Origin of the sequence: Acidomonas methanolica (assembly GCF_004346035.1) — a bacterium.
Lineage (GTDB): Bacteria > Pseudomonadota > Alphaproteobacteria > Acetobacterales > Acetobacteraceae > Acidomonas > Acidomonas methanolica.
Map to the genome: position 1 here is coordinate 1 of NZ_SLZN01000055.1, position 9,316 is coordinate 9,316.

Here is a 9,316-nt window from a genome sequence, read left to right on the forward strand (position 1 = left end):
GTCGTCGTGGCGCTTCCGTGGTGAACCTGGCCCATAGCGCTTCCTTCCATTCCAGCGAGAAGAATGCACCATCAAACCACGGGACTAAACATCTAATCAGGAAAACTATCGTCAGAATTCAATCTCTGTGTACAGTTCTGAATCAAAGTCCTCTCATGCTCGATAATCGTAGAAAATTTTAGTTCCATAGAACGATGCATCCGCGCCATTCGAGCAAATAGCGGCAGTTTAAAACGGTGATTCCAGAGTGTATCGTAAGCATCGGCGTTGTTTCGATGGCGATGTTCAGTCTCAATATGAGAGCCTACGGTTTCTGAGTAGTGATCCTTTAACTCAGTCATTTCTGCATGATTGCACTGACCAGCAGAAACAGCAGCATTCTGTCGTTCCAGTCGTTCGGTAAGTTCTTGAAGATCAGCCGTGATAAAATCGAAATAACCTCTTTTTTCGAGAGCAGGGAGCATCACCGAAGAAATGCGCGAAGCCGTTTCCCAGTCCAGGAACTGAATTACATTTAATGCTTCACTAAAACTGCAAGGGGGACACGATAGGCGGTATTCAGGAGCGATTGTAATATTTGGATACAAACTATAGACAAGACTGTAAACTTCCTGAGATGCTTCCAACTCACGAGCCATGTTGGTCTTGGTATATGCATGGTCACGGTCAAGCCACTCATCAGCTTCCTTCTGATCTCCCTCCGATAGTTCAAGCTTAACCAGGGGGCGAGGTGTCACTTTTTTTAAAACAGAATTACGCATTAGGTCATTTGGTGATACCTTGCTTGACGGCTTAGAAACCAGTGGAGCACCAATCTTTTCGTAGGCAGCGGCAATCACCTGAGAGCAAAACATTGCGGCTGGATCGGTCTTCCAGTTACCGGGAATTTTCGTCGCAATTGCGCCGACTGTCCCGTATTTCATATGTGAGAAAGACCGTGCTTCCGCGGCTGCGAGGCGGCCGATGTTGGGATCCGGGTGGCGCAAAATAGTCCAATCAGTTGGGTTGATGATAAAAAATCGTGGGTAGCTGATTATTCGGACACCCATGTCAACAGCTTCAATAAAATTAACAGTATCGAGCCACATCAAGGCGTGACTATAACGGCCTCTATCGAAAATTCTTATACCCTTGCTGATCAGACTATGCCCACGCTCCAAGATGACATCGCCAGGCTGAAGGCCTGTAGGATCAAATTTCCAAACTGATTGGGGCCTAACAATGGCCTTATTTGATATCCGCATTACAATTATCCTGCTCAATAGGGTTACCCGAGAATAAATTACCTCACTGTAACCCATAATATTTATCCTCAAAACGTCCTTTTGTGACGAAATTAATGCGATTGCTAGGTTAATTGTACATCCGCTATCAATCCTTAATTGTCTTATAATTGAATTATAAAAAGCAGTGACCCGAACCGAGTTCGTAAGAGGCAGTGAATGGTTATTTTCTTATATTTTTTTCAAAGCTGACAGGCAGCATTCCCCTCATTCTAGCCATTCAGTGTCCTCATGAATATCCGAGAAGACCAGGATCAAGATGCTCCGCCAGCGCCAGTCCTTCCTCGACCGATACGGGCCGATCCAGCTCGAACATGACTTCCGGCGCGATTTCGGCATAGTCGCCGATGCCGCCCGCGCGCAGGACGGGATGTGGCTGGGCGGTCTGATAGGTGCCGCCGCGCAGGAGTTCTTGCCTGATATGCACGAACACGACCTCCCCGATCGTGAGCCAGGTCGGCACCTCCTCGCCTGACGCCGCGCGGAGCTGGACGATCTGCGACAGGCGGCACTCGAACTGCACGGCGCTCGCGGCAACGCGCGGCGGCCGGACCGCGACGGACGCTGCCTTGGCCAGCTTCGCGACAGCGAACTCGTCGATCCCGGGCGCGAAGGGCGCCGATGTGATGTTCATGCGCTCGGCGAGCGGACGCGTGACGAGGTTCCAGACGAACTCCCCCGTCGCCTCGATGTTGCGCACCGTGTCCTTCCAGCCGATAGAAGCGAAGCCGATCAGCGGCGGCCTGTAGTTGAAGGCGTTGAAGAAGCTGTAGGGCGCGAGATTATCGATGCCGTCGGCGCCGGTGGTGGAGATCCAGCCGATCGGGCGCGGCCCGACGATGGTGTTAAAGGGATCGTGTGCGAGCCCGTGCCCTTCCTCCGGTCGATAAGTATGGAACAATGCCTCGGACATCGCGCGACGTCTCCTTGCGCCGCATGATATGACGTCAGCCATGAGGAATGAAGGGAGAATGTCCGGCTTGAACTTCCGACGTGTCGCGGCGATCGGCCTCGCCGCTTCCCTCTGCGCGTGCGGGTTTTCGCGAGCGTGGGCGGCGTCGCCATGGTGCCCGGTGCTGCCCTCCCAGGCGGCGGCGTTGCCGTCGGTTCTGCGCCACCTCGATTCCGCGCGGGACCGTCCGCCCGCGCCGTTGTCGCGCCTGCATACGGAAGGCACGCTGCCCCATCAGGGAATCTACGATGAGAGCATCGCCGCGAAACGCGACCTGCCCCTGATGCGGGATGCCGCCCTGGCCTGGCGCGCTGGTGCGGGAACGGTGTGGCTCGATTTCTCCCGCCGCTATCTCATGGCGTGGGTCGCCACCTACCGGCCGAGCCTTAATCCGATCGACGAGACCGGGTTCGACGCGCTGATCGACACCTACGCCATTATCGGCCCGTCCCTGCCGCCGGACAAGCGGGCGCGGGTGCGTGATTACCTCCACGCTTGGGTAGCGGGGTACATTGAGGCGATCGGACATCACAACACCCGGTCGACTTGGACCAACAACTGGCAGAGCCATCGGGTCAAGCTGGTGACGATGATGGCGGTCGCTCTGGATGATACATCGCTGTTCGATGCCGCCCGCACGCTGTTCCGCGCGCAAATCGCCGCCAATATCGCCCCGGACGGCGAGACGCTGGATTTCCGCGAGCGCGACGCGCTGCATTACGTCGTCTACGACCTCCAGCCGATGGTGCAGGCGGCGCTCGCCGCACGAACGCGCGGGGAGGACTGGTATCGCTGGATGGGTGATGACGGCGCTTCGCTTGCGAAAGCCATGGCTTGGCTTACGCCCTATGCATCGGGCGAGAAGACGCATGAGGAGTTCGTCCATTCGACCGTGCGCTTCGACGCCATCCGCGCTCAGGCGGGGCTGAAGGGCTATTCCGGCCCGTTCGATCCCCGTTCGGCGGGGGCGCTCTTTTGGCTGGTCTCGGAGCTTGACCCATCCCTGCGTCCGCTGGCCGAGCGCCTCATGCCGCGCCCGCCCTCTTTCGTGGCGCTGTGCGGGCAATAAACAGCACGAAAATATGCTATGCGGCGGGCATGGTGATCCCGATCCTTCCCGGACTGACCCTGGCCGAGTCCGAACTTGAGGTCAGTTATATCCTGGCCTCCGGCCCAGGCGGGCAGAACGGCAACAAGGTGGCGACGGTGGCACACCGGCGCTTCGACACCAATAGCTCGCCATCGCTGCCCGAGCGGGTGCGATCGAGCGGCTGGCCGGGCTGATCCGTGAGGCCGCGTACCGGCCCGCATTCCGTGTTGCCACCCGTCTTGGCCGCGCCACCCGTCAATGCCGGGCGAACAGTAAGGAACATCGCGCCGGGATCAGGCGTGGCCGCTCCGTGCATCCGGAGGACTGAGTCGAAACGACGATCAGTCTATGTGAGGCTCCCATCCCGGCGGTGCCATCTCGAACCCGGAGAAGGTGAAGCCGGGCACGACCATGCAGGCGACCAGCGCCCAGTCCGCCTTGGTCTCCGCCGCCTGCCACTCCCCCGGCGCGACCACGGCCTGCGGAAGCTCGCCGCCCGCGAGATCGGCGCCCAGATAGCGCGTCGTCATCGCTCCGCCCGACCAGGTAAGCAGGGACAGCCGCCCGCCGCCCTGGTGCAGCCAGATCTCGCTCGCGTCGATCCGGTGCCAGTGCGAGCGCTGGCCGTGCTCCAGAAGATAGAGGATCAGGGACGCGCGTCCACGCGGATCGCCATCCTGTGCAGGATCACGCCATGTCTCGCGGAACCACCCGCCCTCCGGATGCGGTGCGAGGCCGAGCCGATCGATGACATCCCGGGCCGTCGTCATGACGTGTCAGGCGCGTCTCTTGGTCGCGGACTTCGTCGTGGAGGGTTTTTTCTCCGTAGACGCTTTCTTCGCCGGTTGCTTCGGCAGGACGAGCGCGTCTTTCACACCTTTTCCGGCGGTGAACGCCAGCTTGCGCGACGCGGCGATCTCGATGCTTTCGCCGGTGGCGGGGTTGCGTCCCGTCCGAGCGGCGAGATCACGCACGGAGAACTTGCCGAAGCCGGTCAGCGAGACGTCCTCGCCCTTCTTCGCGGCAGCGACGATGGCGTCGATTACCGCGTCCAGAACCAGCTTCACCTCCGCCTTGGGACGATCAGTGGTTTCGGCGATCTGTTCGATCAGTTCGGATGTGTTCATGGTGGCCCTGAGGACTCCTGTCGCGTGAAGGGGAATGCTGCTCGTGGCGTGATGCCGACTATCGGAATTGCATGCCGAAAGCATGATGCCCAGTGGAACAAAGAAGAAAAATGGCTAATGGCTCCGCCCTCGCGCCGGCAAGGGTTCGCGTCAGCGGGCTGACGCCGCCCGATGGGGTTTCCCCGATCTTCCTGCGCTGCGCTCCGTGCAGATCTGGCGATTCCCCTCCCCATCGGCCGCCCTTGCCGTTGCTACCCCGCTGCTCGCCGCGAGGCAGAGGAACAGCGGGGGCTGTTCCTCGCGGAACAAAGGGGCAAAGACCATGACCGGCAACACCAACACGGCGACCGATTTCCGCAACACCATTCTTTGCGGTGACAGCATTTCTCTCATGCGGGCGATGCCGCGCAATGCGGTGGATTTTATCCTGACCGATCCGCCTTACCTTGTGAACTATCAGGGCAGGGACGGGCGGAAGGTTCGCAACGATGACAATGCGCGCTGGCTCCGGCCCGCCTTCAACCAGATGCATCGTGTCCTGAAATGGGGCGGGTTCGCCGTTTCGTTCTATGGCTGGAACCGCATCGACCTGTTTGCCGATGCCTGGAAGGCGGCGGGGTTCCGCATGGTCGGGCATATCGTCTTTCGCAAGTCCTATTCGTCCTCTTCCCGGTTTCTCCGGTACGAACACGAAAGCGCCTACCTGCTGGCCAAGGGGAATGTGACGCCGCCCGCAAAGCCCATCCCGGACGTGATCGACATGCCCTATTCAGGCAACAAACTGCACCCGACGCAAAAGCCGGTGGCGGCGTTGTTGCCTCTGGTGGACGCCTTCTGTCCGGTGGGCGGCCTTGTGTTGGACCCGTTCGCGGGTTCGGGTTCCTCTCTCGTGGCGGCGCAGCATCTTGGGCGCGACTGGCTGGGCATGGAACTGGACCAAGAGCACGCGACCACGGCAACCCGTCGGCTGGCCTGGCATGGAGCGGGGAAGGTGGCGGCGTAAGCCGCTCCTTTCCTCTGTCTCTCCCGCCCGGCCCGGAACCGCGCCGATCCTGGCGGATCGGCGGCGGAAACGCGCGGCCCACTGCCCGCTGCCCGCGCGTGCGGCGCTCGCCGGCAAGCCGGCTCGCAAGGTTCATTATCGCACGGTGCTGGACATTTACCCTTTACCCTCAGCAACCCCGCCGGGACAACGCGCCGCGTCCACGGCGCGAGCGGAAGGCGCCGACGGGCGGGCGCCTCGATCATGAACGTCCGGCGCGCTCCGCGCGCTGTCCCGATCGTGAAAACGATGTCGGGAAACATCCTTCTATTCAGTGGATATATTGGAATCGTCCCGGCATGTGTGTGTTGTTCCATTCCACGGAGAGGACGCGATCCATGCTGCTCGGTCTCGGAATTGTCCTTGGCGTCGCCGGTATCGGTTTTCTGTGCTGGCTGCTGTTTCTTTGCGCGGTCTATGCCGCTCCCCTGTTCGTGGCCGCGATGGTCTGCACCATGCTCTACGACCACGCCATGATGTCGGGCGCCCATGCCGTCCTTGCTGGCATCGCCGCCGGGATCACGGTGCTCGCGCTGGGACAGGCAATCCTCGCATCCACGCGCGATTGCGTTCTGCGGGTTATTGTGTCCGCGCTGTTCGCCCTGCCGGCCGCGCTGGCGGGATTTGGTATGACACTGGGGCTCAGCCGGCTGGGCGATATGGGTGCCATTCCGACATATATCTTCGCGACATTCGGGGCGCTGTGCGTCGGCGGAGCAGCGTGGACGCGGCTGTGCGCCATCCAGCCCACCTGAAAGCCTGATTTTCCGGCAGGCAAGTGTAGGGGCGGGGCGGTCAGTCCCCGTTGCGCGAGCAAGGGCGGCTCCATGGGATGAGTGCGTGTGCCGTCTTCATCGAAAGGGCATGGACGGATGGATCGGGGGCCGGACCGTCCAGCTTCACGCTGAGATACACCTGTTCATACGGTGCAACGCAGGATCGGTGCGGCCTCTTGCTGTTTTCCTGTCCGGATGTGGGGATGACCAATTGCCACAGGCCCGCTGTTCGATACGTGGACTGGTAACGGCCCCGGATTGTTCCACCACGCAGGGAGACGTCCCCATCAGACCCACGCCCCAGTCATGAAACACGACGGACTGGCCTGTCTCCATACAAGGCTGACGGTGCCGCACATCATGGCCTCAGATAATGGCCGATCTGCCCGAAGACCGGCTTCGCCTCGCCCGGCTATGGCGCAACGGCGGCCCGCAACTTTCTTCCCCTGCCGGCTGCGCCGTCATTCCGCGCGGAACAAGAAAGTTCCGTGCCGCCGTCCTTCGCGTTGCTTCGGCCTGCAAGCAGGTGCGCCGCCGGTCGTCTCCGGGCTGACGATGGCCATCGAGGCCACGGTGGTCGCGGCCCGATACAAGCCAGGAGACAGGACAATGATCATCGGTTCATTCAAGAAGGTCGGCGAGGGGTACGAGGGCGAAATCGTTACCCTGACACAGAAAATCCGGGGCGTCCGCTTCGTGCCCGAAGCCAACCGGGCCAGCGACAATGTTCCCAACTTCCGGGTCCAGATCGGAAAACTGGAGGCAGGCGCCGTCTGGATCAAGCACACCACCGACTGGCGGGAATATCTCAGCGTGAAGCTGGACGATCCGACCCTTCCCGGTCCGATCTTCGCCAGCCTGTTCGAGGAAGAGGGCGGCACTTACAATCTGGTCTGGAGCCGCCAGCGTCCGCGCAACGGGGACTGACCGCCCCGGCCCCTCCGGTTCGCCGGAGGGGCTTTCTTCTTCGCCAGCTCGGGTTGCCAGCGGTCGCATCGGACCAGCGTATGGATGCCGGATCACAGGTGGGTTACGGTGAGGGCCGTTCCGATACCAGAATGGTGTCCAACTCGCGCCACCGGGCGGCACGCGGATGGCGGATTTTACCTTTCCGGCTTCAAAGCGCACGCGATGTCGGTCTTCGGCTCGGTGGGGGGCGGGTCCGTCGTCGCGCCATGTGGCGCCAACGCGGTCTCTGTGCGGACCGGTTTCGCTCATGTCATTTCCGGACCATCAGGGGGAGATTCCGCATGATCGATGGTGCGTGGGACTGGCGGGATGAAGAAGCGGCCTCATGTCTGCGCCGCGCCGAGGGCGTGGTGCTCGCCCAGGAGTTTCTGCGCTCCAATCCGGTCTACCGGACCGGCCATGTGGCCCTGCTGCATACGCACTTTCCCACGGCCGCCGCCCGCGAGGCGGCGCTGGCCAGCTTCGGCTGGCCATGGGGGTTGAGTTTTCCCGTTCGATCCCGCCCATAGCTGGTGGCAGGAGCCCGCCTTCTGGCGGGGGGAACTGCTCGGGGGCACCGTTCTTGTCAGTGCGATGCCGGATACATATGCCGACAGCCACGGTGCGCCGGACATCGCGGCCAGGGTCGCCTCGCGCACGCTCGCGGCGCTGACGCTGCCGGACGGCGCCCGGCGCATCGTCACCGATACGCTCGGCAGCCAGCAGCTCCACTTCCTGCCCACCCCATCGGGCAGGCATGACGCCTATCTTCTGCCCCACGCGGGATTCGAACGGCATCTCGGCGCGCTGCTGCGTTTTCTCGATCTGCCAGCCCGTGGCCGGTTGGCGCCGCGACATCATCTTACCCATCAGACCCCATTGCATCAGGAACGTCTGGTCCTGATGCTGCGGGTCAATCGGGCACGGGAGAAAGGCGCATCCCGGCGGGAGATGGGCGCGGTGCTGTTCCGCCGCCGTCCGCGCGCCCGGTCCGCGCTCGAATGGTCGGGCAGCGAACTCCGCGCCACGCTCTACCGGCTCAACCAGGACGCGCTGGCCATGGTCGCGGGCGGCTATCTCGATCTCCTGGGACATGGCCTCTCCGGAAAGATGGATATCCCGGAAGCATAGATCGCACGGCCGGTATTTCGCCATGGACGATTTCCGGCCCCGTTTCGGGGTCGTTTTTCGTCCTGCCCCCCAGGGCCGGCGCTACGTCAGTTTTCGTCCTGCCACGCCGCGATGCGCTCCGCATCGTCCGGCTACGACAGGAGATGCTTATGCAGACCGCACAGGCGACAGTCGACAGACGACCCGAGAAACGATTCGTGATGACGCCCGAGGCGGCCCGGCTGGTCGGGCTGTCGCCCCGCACACTGGAGACGTTCCGCTGCCGGGGCAGCGGTCCCGTCTTCCGCAAGATCGGCGGACGCGTGCTCTACGCGACCGACGACCTCCAGGCCTGGCTGGACCGGGCCGCCTGCCGCTCGACGTCGGAGGACCGCTACGAGGCCGCCCTGGCCGCAAGCCGCGCGTGGAGGGCACGGTCATGACCGGTATGACGCCCCCCGTCAGTGCCGGATCGGTGCCCGGAAACTGGCGCGAGCCCGACCGCCGCTTCGTGATCAGCGGTCCCGCCCGTCCTCGCGATCTGCGCGATCTCATGGGGATGCCATTCTTCGCTCTGGGGCGGCGGCCCGATAGCGAACCGCTGCACTACCGCACGCGCCAGAGCCACATCGCCATCACTCCGGGTGTGCCCGGTATGGCGACGATCCGGGACGCGGACATCCTGCTCTGGCTGGGCGGGCAGATCGTCGACGCCCTCAATCATGGCCTCTGGGTCTCGCGCCATGTGCGTTTCACGCCATGGCGGCTGTTCGCGGATCTGGGCTGGGGCGATGGCGCTCACCAGTATCACCGCCTCACTGGTGTGCTCGCCCGGCTGGCCACGACCCGGGTCGCGACCAGCCTGCGCAACGGTCCTGACTGGCACGAGAAATCGTAACCGGCCGCTCAGGGCCGCCTTATGATTGGATTGGATGATTGGTAATCTCCTGTCGTTAACGACGTTGTTATTGACGTCGTTTGGGAGGTG

The 9,316-nt window shown here is 62.1% G+C and carries 12 protein-coding genes and 1 pseudogene; 9 read left to right on the forward strand and 4 right to left on the reverse strand.

All coding sequences use genetic code 11. The features are described from left to right. Positions 1-92: 92 nt before the first annotated feature. Positions 93-1,301 (reverse strand): C40 family peptidase, encoded by a 1,209-nt coding sequence (locus tag EDC31_RS16660; RefSeq protein WP_132127181.1) that lies wholly within the window; start codon positions 1,299-1,301, stop codon positions 93-95. A 211-nt stretch (positions 1,302-1,512) separates the two neighbouring features. Continuing rightward, complete coding sequence (locus tag EDC31_RS16665) at positions 1,513-2,196, reverse strand: flavin reductase family protein (protein WP_132127182.1); 684 nt, start codon at positions 2,194-2,196, stop codon at positions 1,513-1,515. Between the two features lie 58 nt (positions 2,197-2,254). Between EDC31_RS16665 and EDC31_RS16670 the strand changes: the two genes are divergently transcribed. Both EDC31_RS16670 and EDC31_RS16675 read left to right on the forward strand, forming a co-directional pair. Next, entirely contained in the window at positions 2,255-3,304 is a 1,050-nt protein-coding gene (locus EDC31_RS16670) for an alginate lyase family protein (RefSeq protein ID WP_132127183.1), read from the forward strand. 29 nt (positions 3,305-3,333) lie between these two features. Beyond that, positions 3,334-3,653: pseudogene (locus EDC31_RS16675) on the forward strand (alternative ribosome rescue aminoacyl-tRNA hydrolase ArfB). 13 nt (positions 3,654-3,666) lie between these two features. Here the strand turns inward: EDC31_RS16675 and EDC31_RS16680 are convergent. Next, complete coding sequence (locus EDC31_RS16680; RefSeq protein ID WP_042063101.1) at positions 3,667-4,095, reverse strand: cupin domain-containing protein; 429 nt, start codon at positions 4,093-4,095, stop codon at positions 3,667-3,669. 6 nt (positions 4,096-4,101) lie between these two features. Then, positions 4,102-4,536 carry an HU family DNA-binding protein gene (locus EDC31_RS16685; RefSeq protein WP_158310378.1) on the reverse strand — a complete coding sequence of 145 codons (435 nt, stop codon included), beginning with the start codon at positions 4,534-4,536 and terminating at the stop codon, positions 4,102-4,104. 238 nt (positions 4,537-4,774) lie between these two features. Here EDC31_RS16685 and EDC31_RS16690 point away from each other — a divergent pair, with 238 nt between their 5' ends. The 7 genes from EDC31_RS16690 to EDC31_RS16725 all read left to right on the forward strand — a co-directional run bounded on the left by EDC31_RS16690 (position 4,775) and on the right by EDC31_RS16725 (position 9,226). Beyond that, a complete protein-coding gene (locus EDC31_RS16690) occupies positions 4,775-5,455 on the forward strand; it encodes a DNA methyltransferase (protein WP_042061878.1) in 681 nt (226 codons plus the stop codon). A gap of 377 nt (positions 5,456-5,832) precedes the next feature. Then, the gene (locus EDC31_RS16695) at positions 5,833-6,249 is read left to right on the forward strand and encodes a hypothetical protein (protein WP_042061880.1); all 417 of its coding nucleotides are present in this window, start codon (positions 5,833-5,835) and stop codon (positions 6,247-6,249) included. Positions 6,250-6,879: 630 nt separating this feature from the next. Then, positions 6,880-7,197: a DUF736 domain-containing protein gene (locus EDC31_RS16705; RefSeq protein WP_132127184.1), complete on the forward strand. Its 318-nt coding sequence runs from the start codon at positions 6,880-6,882 to the stop codon at positions 7,195-7,197. Positions 7,198-7,520: 323 nt separating this feature from the next. Next, positions 7,521-7,748, forward strand: a complete 228-nt coding sequence (locus EDC31_RS16710) for a transcriptional regulator domain-containing protein (protein WP_042061978.1) — start codon at positions 7,521-7,523, stop codon at positions 7,746-7,748. Positions 7,749-7,812: 64 nt separating this feature from the next. Continuing rightward, positions 7,813-8,349, forward strand: a complete 537-nt coding sequence (locus tag EDC31_RS16715) for a DNA -binding domain-containing protein (RefSeq protein ID WP_052512237.1) — start codon at positions 7,813-7,815, stop codon at positions 8,347-8,349. A gap of 149 nt (positions 8,350-8,498) precedes the next feature. Continuing rightward, positions 8,499-8,771, forward strand: coding sequence for a helix-turn-helix transcriptional regulator (locus EDC31_RS16720; RefSeq protein ID WP_132127185.1), 273 nt, complete (start codon positions 8,499-8,501; stop codon positions 8,769-8,771). Continuing rightward, positions 8,768-9,226 carry a replication initiator protein A gene (locus EDC31_RS16725; RefSeq protein WP_306310140.1) on the forward strand — a complete coding sequence of 153 codons (459 nt, stop codon included), beginning with the start codon at positions 8,768-8,770 and terminating at the stop codon, positions 9,224-9,226. The genes EDC31_RS16720 and EDC31_RS16725 overlap by 4 nt, the downstream gene beginning before the upstream one ends. Positions 9,227-9,316: the final 90 nt, after the last annotated feature.

Coding starts and splice junctions, on each gene's coding strand:
- EDC31_RS16660 (WP_132127181.1), bottom strand. CDS start 1,301: ATGGGTTACAGTGAGGTAATTTATTCTCGGGTAACCCTATTGAGCAGG.
- EDC31_RS16665 (WP_132127182.1), bottom strand. CDS start 2,196: ATGTCCGAGGCATTGTTCCATACTTATCGACCGGAGGAAGGGCACGGG.
- EDC31_RS16670 (WP_132127183.1), top strand. CDS start 2,255: ATGTCCGGCTTGAACTTCCGACGTGTCGCGGCGATCGGCCTCGCCGCT.
- EDC31_RS16680 (WP_042063101.1), bottom strand. CDS start 4,095: ATGACGACGGCCCGGGATGTCATCGATCGGCTCGGCCTCGCACCGCAT.
- EDC31_RS16685 (WP_158310378.1), bottom strand. CDS start 4,536: ATGCTTTCGGCATGCAATTCCGATAGTCGGCATCACGCCACGAGCAGC.
- EDC31_RS16690 (WP_042061878.1), top strand. CDS start 4,775: ATGACCGGCAACACCAACACGGCGACCGATTTCCGCAACACCATTCTT.
- EDC31_RS16695 (WP_042061880.1), top strand. CDS start 5,833: ATGCTGCTCGGTCTCGGAATTGTCCTTGGCGTCGCCGGTATCGGTTTT.
- EDC31_RS16705 (WP_132127184.1), top strand. CDS start 6,880: ATGATCATCGGTTCATTCAAGAAGGTCGGCGAGGGGTACGAGGGCGAA.
- EDC31_RS16710 (WP_042061978.1), top strand. CDS start 7,521: ATGATCGATGGTGCGTGGGACTGGCGGGATGAAGAAGCGGCCTCATGT.
- EDC31_RS16715 (WP_052512237.1), top strand. CDS start 7,813: ATGCCGGATACATATGCCGACAGCCACGGTGCGCCGGACATCGCGGCC.
- EDC31_RS16720 (WP_132127185.1), top strand. CDS start 8,499: ATGCAGACCGCACAGGCGACAGTCGACAGACGACCCGAGAAACGATTC.
- EDC31_RS16725 (WP_306310140.1), top strand. CDS start 8,768: ATGACCGGTATGACGCCCCCCGTCAGTGCCGGATCGGTGCCCGGAAAC.